Annotated in this window: 14 protein-coding genes; 13 read left to right on the top strand and 1 reads right to left on the bottom strand. The window is 44.7% G+C overall.

The window, feature by feature from the left end; translation table 11 throughout:
* Positions 1-150 precede the first annotated feature (150 nt).
* From HYN43_RS16285 to HYN43_RS16225, 13 genes are all read left to right on the top strand, one after another.
* Positions 151-1,368 carry a FecR family protein gene (locus HYN43_RS16285; RefSeq protein WP_119410355.1) on the top strand — a complete coding sequence of 406 codons (1,218 nt, stop codon included), beginning with the start codon at positions 151-153 and terminating at the stop codon, positions 1,366-1,368.
* A 228-nt stretch (positions 1,369-1,596) separates the two neighbouring features.
* Positions 1,597-5,109, top strand: a complete 3,513-nt coding sequence (locus HYN43_RS16280; RefSeq protein ID WP_245446929.1) for a TonB-dependent receptor — start codon at positions 1,597-1,599, stop codon at positions 5,107-5,109.
* Between the two features lie 15 nt (positions 5,110-5,124).
* Positions 5,125-6,984 (top strand): RagB/SusD family nutrient uptake outer membrane protein, encoded by a 1,860-nt coding sequence (locus HYN43_RS16275; RefSeq protein ID WP_245446928.1) that lies wholly within the window; start codon positions 5,125-5,127, stop codon positions 6,982-6,984.
* A gap of 34 nt (positions 6,985-7,018) precedes the next feature.
* Positions 7,019-9,862, top strand: coding sequence for a SusC/RagA family TonB-linked outer membrane protein (locus HYN43_RS16270; RefSeq protein ID WP_119410352.1), 2,844 nt, complete (start codon positions 7,019-7,021; stop codon positions 9,860-9,862).
* Between the two features lie 23 nt (positions 9,863-9,885).
* A complete protein-coding gene (locus tag HYN43_RS16265; RefSeq protein WP_119410351.1) occupies positions 9,886-11,571 on the top strand; it encodes a RagB/SusD family nutrient uptake outer membrane protein in 1,686 nt (561 codons plus the stop codon).
* Positions 11,572-11,645: 74 nt separating this feature from the next.
* On the top strand, positions 11,646-12,677 hold the full coding sequence (locus HYN43_RS16260; protein WP_119410350.1) for a DUF1735 domain-containing protein: 1,032 nt from the start codon (positions 11,646-11,648) through the stop codon (positions 12,675-12,677).
* Between the two features lie 201 nt (positions 12,678-12,878).
* On the top strand, positions 12,879-13,337 hold the full coding sequence (locus HYN43_RS16255) for a lysozyme (protein ID WP_162996522.1): 459 nt from the start codon (positions 12,879-12,881) through the stop codon (positions 13,335-13,337).
* Positions 13,338-13,388: 51 nt separating this feature from the next.
* A complete protein-coding gene (locus HYN43_RS16250) occupies positions 13,389-14,357 on the top strand; it encodes an alpha/beta fold hydrolase (RefSeq protein ID WP_119410348.1) in 969 nt (322 codons plus the stop codon).
* A 144-nt stretch (positions 14,358-14,501) separates the two neighbouring features.
* A complete protein-coding gene (locus HYN43_RS16245) occupies positions 14,502-17,000 on the top strand; it encodes a glycoside hydrolase family 9 protein (protein WP_119411255.1) in 2,499 nt (832 codons plus the stop codon).
* A 4-nt stretch (positions 17,001-17,004) separates the two neighbouring features.
* Positions 17,005-18,591 carry an AGE family epimerase/isomerase gene (locus HYN43_RS16240; RefSeq protein WP_119410347.1) on the top strand — a complete coding sequence of 529 codons (1,587 nt, stop codon included), beginning with the start codon at positions 17,005-17,007 and terminating at the stop codon, positions 18,589-18,591.
* A 125-nt stretch (positions 18,592-18,716) separates the two neighbouring features.
* A complete protein-coding gene (locus HYN43_RS16235; protein WP_119410346.1) occupies positions 18,717-19,136 on the top strand; it encodes a hypothetical protein in 420 nt (139 codons plus the stop codon).
* A 3-nt stretch (positions 19,137-19,139) separates the two neighbouring features.
* A complete protein-coding gene (locus HYN43_RS16230) occupies positions 19,140-20,114 on the top strand; it encodes an MBOAT family protein (protein ID WP_119410345.1) in 975 nt (324 codons plus the stop codon).
* Positions 20,115-20,215: 101 nt separating this feature from the next.
* A complete protein-coding gene (locus HYN43_RS16225; protein ID WP_119410344.1) occupies positions 20,216-20,581 on the top strand; it encodes a hypothetical protein in 366 nt (121 codons plus the stop codon).
* 195 nt (positions 20,582-20,776) lie between these two features.
* Here HYN43_RS16225 and HYN43_RS16220 read toward each other — a convergent pair whose 3' ends face one another.
* Positions 20,777-22,861: a glycoside hydrolase domain-containing protein gene (locus tag HYN43_RS16220; protein WP_119410343.1), complete on the bottom strand. Its 2,085-nt coding sequence runs from the start codon at positions 22,859-22,861 to the stop codon at positions 20,777-20,779.

Genomic DNA, 22,861 nt, shown 5'->3' with positions numbered 1-22,861 from the left:
ATTTTCCGATAATGAACGTTTGCGAACGGCGCCTAATCGTAAAAAAATAAAAATAGTTAATTTTTTTCATCTCCGGGTAGTCCTATGCCCCAACTTCTGTGTTCTATACATAAATGCCCCCTCCCGGGAACAAGTATATAAACCAATAACATGAATAACGAAAGGCTCAGGATTTTACTTGAACAGTATTTTAATGATACCATCGGCAGTGATGATTGCCGCGAGCTGCTCAATTACCTGAACAATAACCCGGGGGAAGTTTTTAACGCTGTTGATGAAGATGTGTTAAATTTAGAGGGAGCCCCGGCTTTTGATGGTATCCAGGCCCAAAAAGTATTGGCTGGCATCAAAGCCGATTCAAGGTTTGGGCAAAACGAAGAAGAGGAAACAATAGTTCCTCTGTTTGTCAAGGGAAGCATATTTAAATTACATGCCGTATGGGTTAAGATAGCAGCCGCTGTTTTAATTTTCGGCACTATTGGTTTTTATTTCATTCAGCGCCAAAAAATGGCTGCCGGTCAAAATGAAACAGCTGCCGCAAGGCCGGCCAAAATTTTACCGGGCGGTAATAAAGCCATATTAACCCTGGCAAATGGCAAAAGCATAGTGCTTGACAGTGCCGGCAACGGCGCGCTGGCCAGCACAGGCAAAAGCCAGGTAAATAAAGTTGGTGATGGTAAGTTAGTTTATGATGCTTTGCCCGAAGCGGCGCACGTTGGCGTTAATGCCGTTTTGTATAATACCTTAACTATTCCGCCGGGCGGCCAGTACCAGGTTGTTTTGCCCGATGGTACTGAAGTTTGGCTTAACTCATCCTCATCGTTAAGTTACCCCACCGAGTTTAGCGGCAATGAACGCAGGGTTAAACTAACCGGCGAGGCTTACTTTGAAGTAGCCAAAAATAAAGACAAGCCTTTTTATGTAGAGATGAACAACACCCAGATCAGGGTATTGGGTACACATTTCGATGTATCGGCCTATAGCGACGATAGTGAAATTACCACCACTTTGCTTGAAGGCTCGGTACAGGTTAGTAAATACAGCAAACAGGCGCTGTTAAAACCCGGGCAGCAGGCTGTTGTGGGTAACATCACCGATAACATAGCAGTAGCTAAAGTGAACACCAATACTGCCGTGGCCTGGAAAAATGGATATTTTGTTTTTGACGATGAAGACATAGCCACCATCATGAAAAAAGTTTCGCGCTGGTATAATGCCGATGTTGAATATAAGGGCGATTTTAATGGTTTACGGTTTGGGGGCACATTTGCCAGATCGAAAAGTATAACCGAACTATTGAAAAACCTGGAACAAATTGGCAAAGTGCATTTTAAAATTACAGGAAGGAGGATCACCGTTATGCAATAAATCTACGTTCTCCATCTCCACAAACCAATTATCCTATCAGCATAAAAAAATAAAACCAGGAGCGTTTCGGACCGCCCCCGGTTTAAGCCATATCGGCAATGCCAGATAGTAAAACTAATTGCAGCGATTACAACCACTTATTAACAAACTGACATTCAAATGTATAAAAATTTTACTGCATTTACTTGCGGCAAACATCGTGGGCGCCTATATAAACCTGTGCTTATTATGAAACTAACTCTTATTTTGCTGACAGTTACCTTTTTACAGGTGTCTGCCGCAACTTATGCACAGAAAGTTACTCTGAAAGTTAAACAAACAACTTTAAAGGAAGTTTTTGAAGAAATCAGAAATCAAACCAGTTATGATTTTCTGTATAATTCAGAAGATCTGAAGTTGGCTAAACCGGTAACTGTCGATCTGAATAATGCTACCATAAACCAAGTGCTCGACCTGTGTTTAAGCAACCAGTCATTAACCTATACCATTGAGAATAAAACTATTCTGATCCGCAAAAAAACTGCTGCGGAAAACAATGCGCCTAAAAAAATTACCGGTAAGGTAGTTGACAGTAAAGGCCTGCCTTTACCCGGTGTAACCGTGAAGCAAAAAGGCGGAACAGCCGCCGTAATAACCGACCTGAACGGTAACTACACCATTAACGTAAGCGAAGGCAATGCCACGCTTGTTTTCTCGTTTGTGGGCTTCCGCACTAAAGAAGTTGCCCTTAACGGCCGCTCTGATATTAATGTGACCCTCGAAGATGCTCCGCAGGATTTGACCGAGGTTGTGGTAGTAGCTTACGGCGTTCAAAAGAAAGAAACCGTAACCGGCGCTATCACATCTATCGGCACAAAAGATCTTGTACAATCGCCTGTTGCTAACTTAAGCAACGCTTTGGCAGGCCGCTTATCGGGTTTAACAGTAACACAAACCAGTGGTAAGCCCGGTTCTGACGGCGCTACCTTATACGTACGTGGTGTGGGTACATACACCGGCCAGACAGCCCCGCTGATTATGGTTGACGGTATTGCCCGCGACAGCTATAACGATATCGACCCTAACGAGGTTGAATCGATCAGTATTTTGAAAGATGCATCTGCTACAGCCGTTTACGGTGTGCGTGGTGCAAACGGTGTTATCCTTATCACTACAAAACGCGGTAAAGAAGGTGCGCCAAAAGTGAGCGCTACCTTCCAAACCGCTATTTCGCAGTTTTCGAGCATGCCAAACTTTGTTAACTCGTATCAGTACGCTACGTTGTTAAATGAGCAGAGCTACGAAAACTACTGGATTCAACACTCAAGAGATGCCGACGTTAAAACCTGGAACGATTTCGCTGCAAAACGCGATGCCAACTGGGTTAAGGATGCTACAATATATTACTCGCCCGAGGATTTAAAATATTATCAAAATGCGCATACTCCAACCCTAAACGGGCAGCCAAACCCTTATTATGATCCGTACGGCCACCCCGATCAGGATTGGAAAAAACAAATTTTTAACAAGTTTGCTCCTCAAACGCAGGTAAATGCCAACATTACCGGTGGTACCAAGGCAACCAAATACTTTGTATCATTAGGTTACCTGGCACAAGGCGGTTTGTTCAATACCGATTACATGCCGTTTTCGGACGAGATGCAGTTTAAAAAGAAACGTTATAACCTGCGCTCCAACCTCGATTTTGATGTGAACAGCGATTTCAGGGTATCGGTGGATGTATCAACCCAATACGTAACCATCACCGGTATGGATAACGACGGTTACACCTGGGAAAAACGTATTCTCTGGTCTTCGCCATTGGGTTCGCCGGGTTTGGTTAACGGCAAATTTGTGGTGCCTTTCACCAACCAGAACGAGCAGTTAAACCCGCTGTATGCTATTGCAAACAGCAATAACTACAATATCACCACCAACAGTACTTTAAACTCGGCCATCAGGTTAACTTACAAACTTGATGATATTACGCCGGGCTTATCTATCAACGCGCGTGGTGCTTATGATAGCTACTTCCAGAGCCGTACCGGTGGTAAATACACCCCGCTGTTATACGGTTTACGTCAAAATCCCAACGGAAATAAACTTGATCCTATCCTGGTGCAGTTAACCAACGATGTTGCGCCAGCCCGCTGGACAGATTTTTACACCGGCAAATGGCGTAAAGTTTACGGTGAGGCTTCAATTAACTATAATCATGTTTTCGCAAAAAAACATACGGTTACCGCTTTGATCCTGGCCAACGCCGAGAAAAAATATGATCCAACCTTACTGTACGATCTTCCTCACGCTTACGAAGGTGTATCCGGAAGGGTAACCTACAACTACGGCGACCGTTATTTGCTTGAGTATAACATGGGCTATAATGGCTCGGAAAACTTCCCCGAAGGTAAAAGGTTTGGTTTCCTGCCGGCTTATTCAGCAGGCTGGATTGCCAGCAACGAATCGTTTTTCCCTAAAACAGATTATATCACTTACTTAAAAATCCGCGGATCGTTAGGTAAAGTAGGTAATGATAACATTGGCGGTGCCCGTTACCTGTACTTGCCTGATACCTGGCAGTACGTAAACGGCTACAACAACGGCGGTGGTTACACATTTGGTACGCTGAATGATCGTAACCGGATTCAGGGTGCACAGGAAAACGTTTTGGGTAACCCTAACGTAACCTGGGAAACAGCAACCAAATCAAACATTGGTTTGGAGGCCCACCTGCTTAATGATCGTTTGGCAATTACTTACGATCACTATAACGAGCATCGTAAAAACATCCTTTCCTACAAAGGTACTATTCCGGGTATAGTACAGGCAACCCTACCTCCGTACAACTTGGGCGAGGTTAAAAACTGGGGCGATGAGATTGAGCTGAGCTACAACAGCAAACCGGGTAAATTTACCTGGTGGGTTAAAGGTAATGCCTCAACCAACCACAACAAAATCCTGTTTAGGGATGAGGCTATTGCGCCGGGCTTAGAGTACCAGGCTTCAACAGGCCGCCCTATCAACCAGGGTTCATACCTGCAGGCTGATGGTCTTTACACTTCATGGTCGCAGCTTTACAGCATTGATGGTAATGGCAACCCGATATTTTCACAGCCTGTACTGGCAGTTGGTAAAGATGGTAAGCCTTATACCAACGCAGCAGGCAACCCGGTTTATCAAAAAGATTTGGGTTACGCAGGTGCACCTGTACAACCTGGTGAGATCAGACTGAAAGACGTTAACGGCGACGGTATTGTGAACGAGAAAGATTATGTACGCTCGGGCAAAACCGATCTGCCTACTTTGAGCTACGGTATTTCATTCGGTTTCAATACCCACGGGTTTGATTTCTCGGCCTTATTTCAGGGGCAATCAGGTGTGGCAAAATATGCCATGCAGGAGCTTCACTTCAACAAGCAGCAATCATTGTTTGATGTGGATTTGAACAGGTTTACCCAGGAACGTTATGACAACGGCGACCGCATCGATTTCCCGATTGCAGCGTACAACCAGGATGCAGCCTACAACACTTTCTTCCTGAAAAGCACTGCTTTTGTAAGGTTGAAAAACGCTGAGATTGGCTACACCCTTAAACCCGAACTTTTGAAAAGGATTGGTGTGCGTTCGGCCCGTTTTTATATCAACGGTTACAACCTGTATACCTGGTCGCCAAACAAAATCTGGGGCGATCCTGAAAACTTAGGTTATATCGGTTATCCGCTTACCCGTACTTACAACGTAGGCGTTAATGTTAATTTTTAATCATAAAGTATAGCAATGATGAAAAGAACAAATATTATTTTACTGCTTGTAGCTTGTTTTATAGGCGGTATGCTTTCAACAAGCTGTAAAAAAACTTTTCTTGAAAAGCCAAAGGGGGGTGCTGTAACGGTTGATACCATTTTTGATACCCGCAACCAGGCACAATATGCCGTGGCGCAAATGTACATGTTATGTGTAAGGGGATATTTCCCTGAAACATATGACGGCTGCCGTCCCGAAGCGCTTACCGATCAGCTTTATATTATCCACCCGGCTTATGACTGGGCTTCAAATACCATCAACACAGGCTCGTACATTACCGGTAACATGAGTGCCGATAACAACTGCGATTACGGTTTTGGGCAGGATGCTGGTCCGGGCTTTTACTGGCACTACAAAGGCATTCGCCAGGCAAACCTTGTGTTAAAAAACATTGATAAGGTTGTTGATGCCGATAACGCCTGGAAAACAGATACCAAAGGACAGGCTTTGTTTTGCCGTGCCTTACAGCATTACGAATTATTCAGGTATTACGGTGGTGTTCCTATCGTAAACAAACCACTTGATGGTACTGTAAAAATTGCCATTCCGCGCAGTTCGGTACAATCGGTGGTTGATAGTGTGGTAAAATGGTGCGATCAGGCAGCAGCGTTGTTGCCTGCCACACGTCCTACTGCCGATTTTGGTCGTGTTACCAAATTAGGTGCTATGGCTTTAAAAGCGAGGATTTTGTTATACGCAGCCAGTCCGCTTTACAATACGCCGGCCAATTTAAAAGGCGAAGTTTCGGGAGCAAGGTTTAACGATAGCCGCGATACCGTATTGGCTTACGCCAGCTATGACAAAGAACGCTGGAACCGCGCAGCAAAAGCAGCCAAGGATGTAATTGACAATGCGGCAGCAGGCGGTGTTTCAATTTACAACACCGGTAAAGCTGAAACAACCGGCGAAACTTATGCCACTTTAGGCGACTATGAATCTGTTTGGAACGTATTTGCCAACCAGGAGCTGATTTTGGTTAACACCTCAAACCAGGTTCCGGGTGCCGGCGGTGGTTGGGGCGATGGTTCGGCATGGGGCCAGTACCTGTCGTCAAAATTGCGTTTGGCACAATGGGGTGTTAAAAACAACGTACCTATCGAGTTTATCCAACAATATGAAAAACGTGACGGTACCAAATGGACTATGCCTGCAACAGGCGCCGATTTACCAACCGATGTTGCCGCTTGGAACCTCGATCCGCGTTTTTACCAAACTATTGCTTACGATGGTAAATACTATAGCGCCCAGCGCGGTATCCTCGCTTACTATAAAAAAGGTGATTACAGTACCGATGGTAACCTTGCATCAAGCGATGCCGGTGTTGATGGTTACGCTACCGAAACCTACAAGTTTGTGGCCCGTGTTGATAACATGACCGATAACCACTTTGCATGGCCGGTATTCCGCTTAGCCGAGTTTTACCTGGGTTACGCCGAGGCACTGAATGAATACCAGGGGCCGAGTGCTGAAGCTGCAAACTATTTAAACAAAATTCGGGAAAGAGCCGGTATGCCCGATAAACACCCGGCCACTATTGAAGATTTCAGGGACGCGGTACAAAATGAGGAAACCATTGAGTTTGCTTACGAAGGCCACCGCTATAACGACCTGAACCGCTGGTTAAAAGCCAAAACCGTTTTGAATACTGTATTGCACGGTATCCAGACAACTGCCAGGAACGTTGGCGGACAATTGAAACGTACATGGACAACCGTGCCGTTTGTTACAAGGGTTTTCCCTGCCAGGTATTATTACGTTCCGTTTCCAAGCACTGAAATCAGTTTACGGTATTTGGGTAACAGTAACTGGGACGGACAGAACCCAGGTTGGTAACAGGCTTTTACACATTAACAATTAGTGAGAAACAATGAAAAAAGATTATAAAAACTTTTTGGCCTGGATGCTTGCGTTCTGCAGTTACTCGGCGGTTAATGCCCAAACTGCGAAAACAACCCCGGCCGATACCATAAAAACGGCGAATAGCTCATATAAAGATATAGTTGATGGTGGCTTAAGGATCCAGAAATCATGGCGCAATACCGGCGCGGTTTTTACGCTGTCGGGCGAAGACTTAACCCGCATGACATCAGGTAACCTGTTGAATACCCTTCAGGGCCGCATCCCGGGTTTAACGGTGGTAACAGGATCTGGCGAGCCAGGTTATGATAACCCTACTTTTTACATGCGTGGCCAAAGCAGCTGGAATATCCAGGGTAACCAGGTATTGATTTACCTGGATGGTTTCCAGGTTGATATGGGGGCTATTACCGGTTTGTCTGCTTACGAGATCGAATCGGTTACTTTATTAAAGGATGCTGCTGCATTAGCTGTTTACGGTTTGGAAGGTGGTGCAGGAGTGTTAAGCATCCGCACCAAAAAAGGAGCTGTTTTAGATAAAACACAGGTATTTATCAATGGCAAATATGGCATATTAAGCCCGATTGAATTGCCGAAGGTGATGGATGCCTTCGGTTATACTACAAATTACAACAATGCCCTTACCAATGATGGTTTGCCGATTAAATATGCCAACCCCGAATTGTACAAAGCAAGTAATGATCCTTTTCACCCTAACGTGAACTGGTACGACCAGCTTTTGAAAAAAACTTCGGCTATACAGGATTATAACTTCGGTTTTCGTGGTGGTAATAACACAGCAAAATATTTTGTGCTGATGAACTATACCAACTTTGAGGGGATGTACAAAAATGCAGATATCATTGATAAGGATTTTGGTACAAACGCCAAGTACACCAAGTTAAATTTAAGGGCGAACATCGAGTTGCAGCTTAACAAAAACCTGGTTGTAACCGCCAACATCAGCGGTATTACTGAAGACAGGAATACGCCGTCGGGCTTCACTGCATCGCAGGTGTTTAACAACATTATGGCTATCCCAGCTGCGGCCTTCCCGGTTAAAAACCCTAATGGTTCGTGGGGTAACAGTTCGGTATATAAATTTAACCCGGTGCAGTTGTTGCAGCAAAACGGTGTTTACCAATCGCATACCCGTAACCTGCAAACCAATTTCAGCTTTGTGCAAAAACTGGATAAGCTAACCCCTGGTCTTGATTTAAAGGGCGAGGTATCATTTGCCAACCAATATATAGGCATCTACCAGAAACAATTTTCGGTAAACTCGTTCGAAATTGTTGGCCAGGATCCTAATACAGGCAATGCCATCTACGGTTCAACGCCGGTAACACCTATAAGCCAATCAAGCAGCGATGGCGGCGGTGCCCACTGGAACCGTACATCGGTAAGGTTAGGTTTTGATTACGATCGTACTTTCGGTAAATCAACCTTTACCGGTATGATCCAGGCCCGCAGGCAGGGTTACACACACGATGGTATTGTTTACCAGGTGCGCACCCAGGGTTTGGCAGGTAATATCACCTATGATTATGATAAAAAATACATTATCGATCTTTCGGGCTCATACAGCGGCTCGGCCGATTTTGCACCGGGCAACCGTTACGGATTTTTCCCTGCAGTTGGCTTAGGCTGGATCCTGTCGAAAGAAGATTTCCTGAGGGATAATGCTACTTTTAACTATGTAAAACTGAGAGCTTCTTACGGTACCGTGGGCAATATCAACGAGGCTTACCGTTTCCTTTATCAGCAGTTTGCTGTTGGTGCCAATGGCTGGATCACAGGTACGGGTAACACCTACCATGGGGGCTTAACTGAAGGACCTTTTGCTAACCTTGATTTTGCATGGGAAAAGAAAACAACCTTAAACGTTGGTGTTGATTTCACGGTGTTTAAAAACCTGTCGGGTACGTTAGATGTATTTACCGAAAAACGCAAAGGCATCCTCGAGATTCCATCGGCCGGTGTGCCTGATTATACCGGTTTTAACCTGCAATACGCCAACACCGGCGAGGTACAAAACAAAGGTTTGGAGGCTTCATTAAGGTATGAGCAAAACGATAACAAGTTTAAATATTACATAGGTGGCTCGGTTGCTTACGCACGTAACAAAATAACCAAACGTTCCGAAAATCCGCAGCCTTACAACTACCTGTATACCCAGGGGTATGAAATTGGGCAGATGAAGGGTTTGGTTTACCAGGGCTTTTACCAGCAATCAGATTTTGATGCCAACGGCGCTTTGAAACAAGGTGTTGTAGCTTCATCATACATCAACGTGAAACCTGGCGATCTGAAATTTAAAGATCAGGACGGCAACGGCATTATTAACGATTATGATAAAGTGCCTTTGAACTACAACAAACTTCCCGAAATTACTTTAGGCTTTAACCTTGGCTTTAAATATGCCGGTTTTGATTTCGACGCTTACCTGCAGGGCGTATTACATCGCACCGTGAGCCTGTTGGATGATGCTTATACTTATACACACCCGTTTGTGTACAACAATAACATCTCGGCATTTTCTGCAAACCCATGGACGCCCGAAACTGCAAATACTGCCACTTCGCCGCGTTTATCAACGCTGTCAAATCCAAACAATGATCAGCAGTCTGATTTCTGGATGCGTAACGGTAATTTCCTGAAACTGCGTAGTGTTGAATTAGGTTACACCATACCACAACTTGGGTTTTTAAAGAAAATTGATGCTGTAAGGGTGTTTGTAAACGGCACCAACCTGTTTACCTGGGATAAAATTAAAGGCCTTGAAGCCGAGCGCCTTTCAATGGGTTATCCTTTGGTAAAAGCGGTAACATTTGGTATGAAAGTGAAATTGTAGTATTAAAATTTGATTACAAGGAAATGAAAAGAAATCGATATATCATAACAATGCTGGCCCTGGGTACCGTGCTTTATTCATCGTGTAAACATGATTACCTTGAGGTGCAAACCATTAAGGCCGACATTACCACAGATAAGCTGTACTCCAACTATACTTATGTGCAGCAGCAAATGTGGAATACATACAGTTACCTGCCCGATGGTTTTGCCGACCTGGATTTAGACGCGGCAACCGACGAGGCAGAGGCAACAAATTCGGTAGCGAGGGTACAAACATTTAATTACGGCACCTGGAACCAATACACCAATCCCGATGATGTTTGGGCCCGTAACTTTGATGGTATCCGCCAGGCAAACCTCTACCTAAAAAACAAAGGCACGGTTGATATCAATTACATTAAAGATAAAATTACCTCGACCGACTCGACCGCATATTTCAACGCGCGTAACAACGTGAAATTTATGGAAGGCGAGGCCCTGTTTTTAAAGGCTTACTTTTATTTTGAGCTTGTAAAACGCTATGGTGGTGTGCCAATTTTTGAGCAACCGCTTGATTATAAAGATCAGGCCACCTGGAAAAACGTTCAGCGTAACTCGGTTGATGAGTGTATTAAATACATCGCTTCACTGTGCGATAAAGCTTCGGCCATTATTCCGGCCAACCTTGCACCATACTCATGGTATGATGCCGGTCGTGTTACTTATGGTGCAATTAAAGCATTAAAAGCTAAAGCTTTGTTATATGGTGCCAGCCCGTTGTTTACATCTAACGGTTCAACCACAAGCTGGGCAGTGGCTGCATCTGCGTTGCATGATGTAATTGCGTTAGGCAACTATTCGTTGGATGCCAGCTACTCGAACCTGTTTGGTGCCAACAACACCTCATCGGCCGAGGTGATCTTTTACCGCCGATACGGTGCCATGAACTCAATTGAGTTTAATAATTATCCTATCGTGTTCCAAAATAGTAATGGTAACAGTTTGGCACCTACCGAAAACCTGGTTAGCGATTATGAAGTGTTGCTTAAAAACGGAACTACGATTGTTGGTTCGGTACCGTTCGACTGGAATAACCCGGCGCATGCGGCAGCTCCATATACCAACCGCGACCCACGTTTTGGAACCACGGTGATTTACAACGGCAAATCGTTCAAATCAACCACCATCGAAACCTTTTACGGCGGTAACAGCGGTTTGCCGAAGCAAAACGCCACCAAAACTGGCTATTACCTGTCAAAATGGGTTAACTCATCTGTCGATCTGATCAACAATACCACCACAAACCACGCCTGGATCTATTTCAGGTATGCTGATATTTTGCTAAGCTATGCCGAAGCCATGTACAATGCCTATGGCGCCGATGCCGATCCGCAAGGGTATGGTATGACGGCCTTGCAGGCTATCAACAGGGTTAGGGCACGTTCAACCATGCCGGCGCTTACAGCGGCACAGCTAAACCAGGCTGCGATTGAACATGAGCGTAATGTAGAACTGAGCTTTGAAAACAACCGCTTATGGGATGTGCGCAGGTGGAAAAAAGGTACCACTTACTTAAACAAACCGGTAAACCGTATTGATATTACAAGTGCCGGTATTTACACTGTGAAGAAACTGGAAGACAGGGTGTTTACCCAGAAAATGGAATGGTACCCTATACCACAGGCAGAAATTTCAAAAACAGGCTGGACACAAAACCCCGGCTGGTAAAAATAACAGGCCCATCATCCTGTTAAGCGGTGATGGGCTTATATGATTTTAATTAATAGATAAAAAGTATTTTTATGAAAATTAATGCATCATTACTAAAGCTTTCGGCGGCTTGTTTGTTGCTGGGAGTTGCGGGTTGTAAACAGGAGATCACGAACGGCGTAAAATCAAACCCTGCTGTAAAAGTGTATCTGCCCGATGCCGAAAAACCCGACGGACTGGTTAACGTAATGGCCGGCAGCACCCTTAAGGTGGATAGCGCTGCCAGCACTGTTAACTTCTCCATCCCGGTTTACCGTGCCGGCGAATCGAACTTTGAAACCCTTACGGTTGACGTAGCTGCGGATAACAGTACCATTGCAGGTTTGGTTACTGCCGGAAAACTCCCGGCAAACACCGTAGCCCTTGATCCGGCCGATTTTACGCTGGCAGCAAAGGATACTGTTTCAAAAAACAACAATATCATGAAGGGGACTATCACCCCGAAAATTAAAATTGCCAGCCTTAATAAATATGCGGGTAAAGTAGCGGCGTTGGGTATTAAAATTGCCAATGCCTCAAACCGCGAGGTAAATACCGATATGAACAAGGCTATTATCTACTTCAGCGTTGAAGACCTGATTGATGCCATCACGCCTAAAACTAATATGATAGATAATACCAAATGGCAGATCTACCACCGCGGCGATGGGGTAACCTTTACCGTAAATGGCGATGGCAGTGTACTGGCAACCGGCGGCAACTGGGGTCAGCAAGGTATTGTGCAGGCTATTGAAGTACGTGCCAACAAAAAATATAAAATTGACATGAACGTTGCAGGCTCGGGTGCCACCGATTGCTGGTTTGAGGTATACGTAGGCAAAGGCGTACCATCCGAAGCAAGTGATTATGCCGATGGCGGTACACGTATAGCTTTAAATACCTGGAATGGCTGCGGTAAATCGCCATTTAACGCATTATTGTCATCGCTATCATGCGCAGGCAGCGGCAATGTGGTTTCGTTCCCTACAGCGGGTACGGTTTATGTACTTATCCGTTCGGGCGGTTCAAGCCTGGGCACAAGCGGTATCAAACTCACTAATATCGATTTTAGAAGGGTGAACTGATCTGCATAAAGATTTACAAACCGATTCTCAATGATAAATTGAGATTTAGTTGAATAGTATACTTATACTATGAGGCGCCCTGGGGTGAGATCCGGGGCGCTATTTTTTTGCAATAAAAACGGGATAAAATACCGTGTTTTAACGGGTTGTATTTACCATAGGAATTGTGTTAATTAGTTGAAAATAAATAACCTAAACGCCATGGAAATTACGCAATTAGATCAGGCCGGCCTTAACCTCATCAAACAGTTTGAAGGTTGCATTTTACACCCTTATCTGGATCAGGTAGGCATCCCTACTATTGGTTTCGGCCAAACCTATTATCCGGCAACCGGCAAAAAAGTTACCATGCAGGATCCGGCCATAACCCAACAACAGGCCGATGATATGTTTTTGGTGATGCTGAAACCTTACGAGCTGGCTGTTTACTCAACAACCCGCGATGATATCACCCAAAATAACTTCAACGCCCTGGTTAGCTTAACATACAACATAGGCACAGCAGGTTATAAAACCTCGACAGTGCATAGATTGGTAAATGAAGGTATTTCAGACGAGCGGCTGCAGGCTGCATTCCTGATGTGGAACAAAGCAGGGGGGAAAGTGAACCAGGGTTTGGTGAACAGGAGGAAGAAGGAGTACCAGGTTTATATATCCTGAGGTAATTTAGCCTGAATTTTAATTATTATTTTAGCTGCTCATATTTAAAAAATGAAGCAGCTATACATTGCAATCACATTACTCCTTACCACAGCCACTACTTTACAAGCCCAAACCAAACCTATAGATAGTTTTACCGACGGCAAATACGTAACCGTTAACGGTGCCAAGCTATGGGTGGTAACTGTTGGCGAAGGCGATCCGATCATATTCATTGCCGGTGGTCCGGGTGGTACGCATGTGGGTTTACGCAGTTTTGATTCGCTGGCTAATAATCACCACCAGTTAATTTATTTTGATGCGCTTGGCCGCGGTAAGTCCGATTCTGCTAAAAACGTTACCGAGTATAGTTTGGCTCGCGATATTGATGATGTTGAGGGTTTGCGTGTAGCTTTAAAGCTGGATAAGATCACCGTTTTAGGCCATTCGTACGGCGGTGTGGTAGCCCAGGGGTATGCCATTAAATATCCGGCACATTTAAGCCATTTAATACTGGCCGATACCTTTCACAGTTTTGTAATGTGGCAGGAAAACGATGATAACTCCAACCACGAAATAAAAACCAACTACCCCGAGGTTTGGGAGCGATTGATGAAGATCAGGAACGAGGGCGCGGTATCAAGCGATTTGGAGCACCAGGCTATTTATGGCGAAGTACCTTATGGTTTTTTATACGCCTATAATCCGGCCCATTTCGAACCAAAGGCAGGTCCGCGCCGCCACTACCCAAATCCGCATCAAAGTGAGGTTTACTACCAGATGGTAGGTAAAGACGGTGATTTTATTGTTGGCAGTGACATTGGTAATTTTGACTATCGTAAGCAATTAAAAGATTTGAAAATGCCTATCCTGATAGTAACAGGCCGGTTTGACAGGGTGGCCGTGCCATGGATGGCTGTTAAATACAAAGAGTACTGCCCGCAGGCGCAGTTTGTAATATTTGAAAAATCGGGCCATAATCCGCAGGTTGAAGAGCCGGAGAAAGAATTTGCTTTGATCAATGATTTTTTAGCAAGGTAATATTGGCTTTATTATTGTAAAAGCCTTATTACGATGTTAAAATCAGCAACAAAAGGTTAATATTTCATTATACCCTGCCGCCGCTCAGAAGCTATTTTTAGCTGCACAAGTATCATCCTGTACTTGGCGGCTAAAAATATCCTGATGAAATCTAAATTTACCTCTGCCTTATTAATTGCGGCCTGCTGCTTGTTCACGCATTTTTCCGGTGCACAGGTATCGTCCAAAAAAGATGTCATGAAGCTTAACGCACAGGAATACCTGGAGTATAAAGGCGTTAACGTAATGCTTGCGCACGATTTTTACCCCGAAGGACACCAGGGCGGGGTAGGGGTGATCCAGAACGGACAGCGTGTAGCCACCAATGGTGATATCAGGTTGGAGCCAACGCCGGGCCAATGGTCGCCCATACCCAAGGTGGGTAAGCGGGTGGTAAATAAGGCTACCGGCGAGGTAAGTGTGCGCATGGAGTTTCCGAACCCGGATATGAACCGCCACGGCTTCAATCCTATCATTTATCCCGATTTAAATTTTGCATATAACATCCGGGTAATCCCATCCGGAAAAGCGTTTAAAATTATTGTTGATCTGGATAAGCCGCTGCCTGATAGCTGGATAGGTAAGGTAGGTTTTAATATTGAATTGTACCCCGGGATTTTGTTTGGCCGATCATATTATATGGACAGGCAGTTCGGGATTTTCCCGCAGCAAGCTAACGGGCAAACCTATACCGATGCCGATGGTGAAACACAGGTAAAGCCAATGGCCGAAGGTAAAACGCTAACGATAGTTCCTGAGGCCGCCCGGCAGAGAATGAGTATAGAAAACCTCGCCGCCGGTAATTTGCAATTGCTGGATGGCCGGGCAAAGCACAATAACGGTTGGTTTGTAGTTAGATCACTGATAGCTAAAGGTACCTCGAAAAACGCTGTAGTATGGCTGGTAACACCAAATGCTTTAGAGGGCTGGCATTCGGAGCCCGTGGTGCAGGTATCGCAGGTGGGATATCATCCGGCGCAGCAAAAAATTGCCGTTATCGAACTTGATAAAAATGATAAAAAGATATTGCCGGTATCCTTGCTGCGCATTGGTGAAAAAGGCGGATTTGAAACGGCATTAACGGCCAATGCCACCAATTGGGGCGACTTTTTAAGATATCATTACCTGCAGTTTGATTTTACAAAAATTACCCGCCCCGGGATGTATGTTGTAAAATATGGTAACCACCAGACTGAACCTTTCCAGATTAGCGCCGATGTGTTTAAAAATGATGTGTGGCAGCCAACTTTATCCTACTTTTTGCCCATACAGATGTGCCACATGCGGGTTAACGAAAAATACCGGGTATGGCATGGCTTGTGTCATATGGATGATGCACGCATGGCACCTATCGATTCAAACCATTTTGACGGCTACATCCAGGGGCATAGTACCCTCAATAAATACAAACCGGGCGATAATGTGCCCTTTTTGGATCGTGGAGCCTGGCATGATGCGGGCGACTTCGACCTGAGGGTTGAATCGCAGGCCGAAACCGTGCATGGCCTTACACTGGCTTACGAGGCTTTTGATGTAAAATATGATAATACCACCATCGATCAAAAAAATCATATCGTAGAAATCCATCGGCCCGACGGAAAGCCCGATATGTTGCAACAGATAGAACATGGCTTGCTGGCCATAACCGGCGGCTACCAGGCTATGGGGCGTTTTTATCGTGGGGTTATTGAACCAACTATACGCCAATACACCATTTTGGGCGATGCCGCCAATATTACCGATAACAAGCCTTTTGTAACCAACGCAGCTAATATCAACCCGATATTGAAAACACCTGCAGCGGCCGACGACCGTTGGGTATTTACAGAAGATAATCCCGGCCGATCTCTGGAAACTGCAGCAGCGCTTGCCGCCGCCAGCCGGGTGATGAAAGGTTACAACGATACCCTGGCAACCCAATGCCTGCAAATTGCACAGGGAGTTTGGAAAAACACGCCCGATCAAAATTTACGGCATCGGGTGGAACTGGCCGTCGAGCTGCTCATCACCACAAAAGACAAAATCTATGCAGACTACCTGGTAAACAATACCGATGCCATAGCTAAAAGTATAGATAACACAGGTTGGTTAGTTGGCCGTACTATGCCGCTTATTCCCGATGCAAATTATCACACTAAAATTACCGAAGCCGTTAAAAAGCTGTATGCCAAAATACAGGAGCAAGGCACCAAAACGCCATATGGTGTTCCATACGAACCTAATATTTGGGGAGCAGGCTGGGGCATCCAGAATTTTGGTTACCGGCAGTATTTTCTGTACGCCGCATTTCCAACAGTGTTTAGCGATACGTACATGTTGCATGCTATTGATTTTGTATTGGGCTGCCACCCGGGTTCAAACACCTCGTCGTTTGTATCGGGCGTGGGTGCGCACTCTATGACCACGGCTTACGGTTTTAACAGGGCCGACAGATCGTACATTCCCGGTGGCATCACTTCTGGTACGGCGCTCATTCGCCCCGATTTTCCTGAACTGCTTGACTGGCCCTACCTGTGGCAGCAGGGCGAGTATGTTTTGGGCGGCGGTACTACAGATTACCTGTTTTTAGTTTTGGCCGCCGATCATGTTTTAAATAAAAAGTAAAATCATGATTTTGAAGATCACTTTGCTTTCTGTTTTAATGGGCGCGGCTGTTATAACGTCGGCACAAAGCAACCGTACAGAAAAGCTGAAGATAGCTCATGAAATGCAAACATCCATGGTTGATGAGTTGCTTAAACCCTGGTATCCAGCCGCCATTGATACTACAGACGGAGGTTTTCTGAGTGCATTTACCTACGATTTTAAGCCAGCCGATAACCAGGATAAAATGATTGTAACCCAGGCCAGGCACGTATGGAGCAACAGTAAAGCAGCCGAACTTTTTCCACAAAAAAAATATTATTTACAAGGTGCACGGCATGGCTTTGAATTTTTAAGAGACAAGCTTTGGGACAAGCACTACGGAGGCTTTTACACATTTACAGATAAGCGGGGTAACCCAAAGCAAGGTGGCTTCGCACCTAAAGAGGCTTACGGTAATTCGTTTGCTATTTATGCTTTGGCAGCTTATTACCAGGCCTCCGGAGATACCAGTGCACTTAGCTTAGCCAAACAATGTTTCTGGTGGCTGGAAAAACACGCGCATGATTCGCTTTACAAAGGTTATTACCAACACATGCAAATTGACGGCAAACCGATAGTGCGCGATTCGACGATAAAATCAACTGCCGAAACGGGGTATAAAGATCAAAACTCATCCATCCACTTGCTCGAGGCTTTTACCGAGTTATATGGCGTATGGCCCGATAAACTGCTCAAAACCCGCCTTGCCGAAATGCTGCTGCTGGTACGTGATAAAATTACCAATGCCAACGGCAACCTCGTTCTGTTTTTTGAACCCGATTGGACGCCCGTTTCCTTCCGCGATTCGAGCGTGGCTGTTTATAAAAAGCACCATAGCCTGGATCATATCTCGTACGGGCATAATGTTGAAACAGCTTACCTCATGCTCGAAGCTTCACACGTTTTAGGTTGGGAGGCCGACAGCAAAACATTACAAACCGGCAAAAAAATGGTAGACGATGCCCTTGACCATGGCTGGGATTATAACACCGGTGGTTTTTATGATGAGGGGTATTATTTTAAAGATAAACCCGGCGTAACCATAACCGAAGATACCAAAAACTGGTGGGCCCAGGCCGAAGGCCTCAATACCCTGCTCATCATGGCAGCCCGTTATCTGAAAGATAAGCATCAATATTTCAATAAATTTAAAATTCTGTGGCAATACACCGAAACTTACCTTATTGACCATGAGCATGGCGACTGGTACCCAGGCGGTTTGGACAAACAACCCCAATACAAAACAGCCCTCAAAGGACAGATCTGGAAGGGTACCTACCATACATTCCGGGCACTGTTTAATTGTGTTACACAACTCGATCCCGATAAAATGCCACCATCAGCACCCAGACAGGTAAAGCTGGCTAAAGCTACCGGGACATTAAAGTGGCTGCCATCAACAGATAATAAAACGTTGTTGGGTTATAACGTTTACAGCGATGGTAAACGGATAGGATTTACACCGCTTACTTATTTTGTAATAGAAAAAAATGCAGTAAAAGCAGGAAAGCTAACTGTGAGGGCGGTAGATTTTGCCGGAAACCAATCAATTAAAAGTAAAGCTTTTTAAGGCATAAGCGCGCAAGGACGCTGAGGCGCAAAAAAGGGTTTGTGTCTGAAAGTCTATAAGTAAAATTGTATAATATATTTTCAATAATTATTGAAAATTCAATAAAGTTAGTATTTTTGCTCATCATGAACATTCAATCAATTATCCGTTTAGCAGGTTTTGCCCAAATTGCATTGGTGTTGGGCAGTTTTGCTATCCCCGGTATTCTTAACTGGCGGGGCGAGCTGGTTAAGGTACAAATCCTTATCCGGCAAATGTTTTGGACTTATGCTGCTTATATACTGGTGATTAACCTGTGCTTTGGCCTGGTTTCGGCGCTTTGTTACAACACCTTGGTTAACGGCTCGTTGTTGGCCATGTTACTTTGCGGTTTTATTGCCGTTTATTGGATCTCGAGGGTGCTGATCCAGTTTTTTTACTTTGATAGGGGAGGCTTTCCTATGGGGATCTGGCCTAAATTGTGTGAGGCGGTTTTGGTTATGCTTTTTGTTTTTCTGGGTGTTGTTTACAGTTGGGCGGCATATATAAACTATCTTCAAAACTGATTTATGCAAAATACGCTGGTTCATATTATTTATTTCGCCTTTATTAACCTGGCTTTGATACTGTTAGGTTATGTGATTGTAAAACGGAGTTTGGTTTGGTCTGCGTGGTTTTCATTATTGCCGGCTATCCTTGCAGTATACATCATTTTTAACCACGAACACCCTGTACTAAAAATGCTTGGCATCATAGCAACAACTTTTACGGTAATGAAAGTGATTACTGCTACGGTTGATTACAGTGGAAAAAAGGCAAAACCCAAATTTGTGCCCTGGCTGGCATTCGCAGCAGGCTGGGCAGGTATGCGTGCGCAGCCGTTTGAAACATTGGGCAGCCCCGCTTTGCCAAATGCCTGGCACATGATAAGGTTTGGCATCAGCAGGGTAGTTGCGGGTTTGTTGCTTATTGCATTAGCTCACGGTATTGTTGCCTTGCATTTAGATAGCGGCTTAACCTACGTTTTAGTAAGCCCCGTTTTGCTGGTGGCCTTAAGCCTCATCCTGCATTTTGGTTTATTGAGCATTGGGGCCGGGCAATGGCGGCTGATGGGTGTTAATACCTATTATATTTTCAGGCAGCCCGCCAAAGCCATGAGCCTTACCGAGTTTTGGGGCAAGCGATGGAATCTCGCTTTTATCGAAATGACTACGATAGCTATTTTTCGCCCGCTTCGGGTTAAAATAGGGAAAGACGGGGCTTTGGCTGTGGCATTCGTGTTTTCGGGTTTGCTTCATGAACTGGCTTTAAGTGTTCCTGTTAACAGCGGTTACGGTTTACCGTTGTTGTATTTTGCCATTCAGGGTATCGCTTTATTGATTGAAAAATGGCTGCCGGGTTGTAACCTTACGTTTTTAAAACACGCTGTATGGGCAAGGTTATGGGTGTTTTTTTGGCTGATAGTGCCGATGCCGTTATTGTTTCATACACAGTTTATTAAGCAGGTGGTTTGGCCACTTGCGGGATTTTTACACCTGTTTTAATATGCTTTTAAAAAGTGATTACCATCACTTTTTCTCCGTTCTGCCGTCATGGTTTAGGCGCGTCGTTCCCGCCATATTTGTATCATTAAAAGATATCAATCATGGCAACTATAAAAATAAATGCTCCTGAATGGACCGCCGCCAATACCAATACAAGCAGCACCTCTGCAAAAAAAAACAAACAAAGCAACTGGAATAAATTAATGGCTTATGTTGATAGCCAGGCACCTAACCGTACCGGTTGGTTTATGTTTGCGCTATTATCACAAGGTGTGCTTTTTTTACCGATACCAGCTTTACTGCTTTACTACTTCAGCGCGCCAATTATTGTACTGGCCATTACCCTTGTGCTTTTCTTTGCCAATATTATAGCCGGCATGGGCGGCTCAGGCATCCGCACCCTGCTGGGTTTATTTGCCCTTAGCATACTGGTGCATATTACTATGCTGCTGGTGTTTGTTCTGTAATATCGTTTATTTAGCCCCTATTATTTTATATGAAGAGCCGCCGGTGTAGTGCCGGCGGCTTTTTTATTGCGGATATTTAAGTATGAAAAGCTGTGTTTATACAAGTTTGAGGGGTTAGGCACGCAAAGACGCTTAGGCGCAAAGTTTTTTTGTGGATTGCCCAATAGTGCGTGCTTATTTCCGGGAAGCATAGCTTCATTTCATCTCAATATCCGAGATCCACTGCTCAGTAACCCCAAATTGCTCATTTGGTTTATCGGCAGCAATAATCACCAAAGTACCTCCCTGCATAATTTCCTGCTGTGAAAGCCAGTTGCGGTTTAGCTTTTTACCGTTCAGCGTTACCGATTGGATATACTTCCGTCCCTCAACGTAATTTGGTACGCTGATATTAAAAGTTTTACCCCCGGGCCATGTAAACGTTACCTGTTTAAACAAAGGTACATTGAGGTAATAAACCGGCCAGCCCACACAAGCCGGCGAAATACCCGTTGCAGCAAAAACAAACCAGGCCGACATGGCACCGGCATCATCATCCATGGTGCGCACATAAGTATCGGGTTTGTTTTGATAAATTACATCAACAAAAGGATCGATGCCACGGCTATTATCATTAAAATAATATTGTATAACGGTATCTACAGCATATTTGTGCACCATGGCCTGCGATTTCCAGGGTTGTGCCGAGGCATTGTACATGTACGGCACCTGGATATCAGGCTCGTTGGCGTGGTTGTAATAATCGTTATCAAAAAAACGGTCGAGCTGGCTGATGTATTCTTTATCGCCGCCTATGAGTTTGGTAAGGCCTTTGATATCAAAAGGTACAAACCAGCGGTACTGCCATATCGTACCCTGGTAAAGGCCGCGAGCGGATACCCGGTCTACATCATTTTTGGTTAAGTCTTTAAAATCTTTGTTCCAGTAAGTTTTGTAGCCCAAGGCTTTTTGTTTATACTGATCTGCCAGTTCGGCTTTGCCCATGATACTCAAAACTTGTGAAAACGCCCAGGTGTCATAGCTCGATTCCAATGCCTTATCAGGATGCGAAAAATCAAGCTTATCCACATCTGCCTTCAACGAATCGGTAATACCGGCAAATTCAACCGGGTAACCTTTGCGGTAAGCATCCAGCAATACAACAATAGCATGCTCGGTTCGTACGGTGTTTGATGGTTCGTGTTTGGTAGCATAATCCTTTTTACCAAAACGGTATAAATTAGCTATGGATGTTGTTATAGCCTTGTATCTGTCGGGATATAAAATGGATAAAAGTGGTAATTGCGTGCGATAGTTATCCCAGATGGCCCAGCCATTATAAACGCTGTCCCTGGTTTTCTGCAGGCTGCCATCGGTAGCCCGGTAGCTGCCATCCTTTTCTGAAACCACATAAGGCGATTGTACGGTGCGGTACAGCATCGAATAAAAAAGCTTTTCGCGCTCTGGATTGCCTTTCACTTTTATCCGGTTCAATACACTATTCCATGCTGCGCGGCTTTGGGCTTTTAACTGTTCAGGTGCCTGCCCGGCAAGCGAAGTTTTAGCATGGGCAACATCAACCGATGATACAGCAACGTTTACCTGTACCTGCTGCTGGTTACCGGCAATAGCGGCCGTTAATTTATGCTCGTCGCCCGGAACAAAGGTTACAGGCTGGTTAAATTTAATACAATAATATACACGGTAAGTACCCACATTACAGGTAGTGCGCGAATCTACCCAACCGGTAATTTCATTATTGCCCAAAGTGTGTTCTTCGGCAACAAAACGATTGGCAAGGGTATGACTTAAATCGATATAAAAACCTTTTTTTCCTTGCGGAAAGGTATAACTTTCGATACCTGAGTTTTGATCAACAACTATTTTAACCGAGATGTGGTTATCAAAAGCCACATTATAATAACCTGGTCCGGCGCTCTCGGTAGCTTTATTTAAAACGCAGGCCCTGGCATCATCGCCTAAAAATGGTTTAATGAGGATATTACCACCACTGCCCTGGCAGCCCACACCCTCAAAACGGTTATGCGTAAAACCCAAAAACACTTTAGCTTTATGCTCATAGCCCATGTGCAGGTTGGGGTAAGTTTGCGGGCCTATGCTTAACATACTAAACGGGGATGAAGCCGCAGGCGACATTTGCCCATGATCGCCGGATGAACCGGCGAATACGTTCACTTTATCGGCAGGCGTTTCGGCAGCCTGTTTTTTTGTTTGTGCCGATAAGTTGATTGGTGAAGTAAATGAAAAGAAAACAGAAAGAGCGATGAATACTTTTTTCAT

The organism is Mucilaginibacter celer, from assembly GCF_003576455.2.
In the GTDB taxonomy this organism is placed as follows: Bacteria; Bacteroidota; Bacteroidia; order Sphingobacteriales; family Sphingobacteriaceae; genus Mucilaginibacter; species Mucilaginibacter celer.
This window is presented reverse-complemented; position numbering and strand designations above follow the sequence as displayed.

Coding starts and splice junctions, on each gene's coding strand:
- HYN43_RS16245 (WP_119411255.1), top strand. CDS start 14,502: ATGAAATCTAAATTTACCTCTGCCTTATTAATTGCGGCCTGCTGCTTG.
- HYN43_RS16275 (WP_245446928.1), top strand. CDS start 5,125: ATGATGAAAAGAACAAATATTATTTTACTGCTTGTAGCTTGTTTTATA.
- HYN43_RS16230 (WP_119410345.1), top strand. CDS start 19,140: ATGCAAAATACGCTGGTTCATATTATTTATTTCGCCTTTATTAACCTG.
- HYN43_RS16270 (WP_119410352.1), top strand. CDS start 7,019: ATGAAAAAAGATTATAAAAACTTTTTGGCCTGGATGCTTGCGTTCTGC.
- HYN43_RS16250 (WP_119410348.1), top strand. CDS start 13,389: ATGAAGCAGCTATACATTGCAATCACATTACTCCTTACCACAGCCACT.
- HYN43_RS16235 (WP_119410346.1), top strand. CDS start 18,717: ATGAACATTCAATCAATTATCCGTTTAGCAGGTTTTGCCCAAATTGCA.
- HYN43_RS16225 (WP_119410344.1), top strand. CDS start 20,216: ATGGCAACTATAAAAATAAATGCTCCTGAATGGACCGCCGCCAATACC.
- HYN43_RS16255 (WP_162996522.1), top strand. CDS start 12,879: ATGGAAATTACGCAATTAGATCAGGCCGGCCTTAACCTCATCAAACAG.
- HYN43_RS16220 (WP_119410343.1), bottom strand. CDS start 22,861: ATGAAAAAAGTATTCATCGCTCTTTCTGTTTTCTTTTCATTTACTTCA.
- HYN43_RS16240 (WP_119410347.1), top strand. CDS start 17,005: ATGATTTTGAAGATCACTTTGCTTTCTGTTTTAATGGGCGCGGCTGTT.
- HYN43_RS16265 (WP_119410351.1), top strand. CDS start 9,886: ATGAAAAGAAATCGATATATCATAACAATGCTGGCCCTGGGTACCGTG.
- HYN43_RS16285 (WP_119410355.1), top strand. CDS start 151: ATGAATAACGAAAGGCTCAGGATTTTACTTGAACAGTATTTTAATGAT.
- HYN43_RS16260 (WP_119410350.1), top strand. CDS start 11,646: ATGAAAATTAATGCATCATTACTAAAGCTTTCGGCGGCTTGTTTGTTG.
- HYN43_RS16280 (WP_245446929.1), top strand. CDS start 1,597: ATGAAACTAACTCTTATTTTGCTGACAGTTACCTTTTTACAGGTGTCT.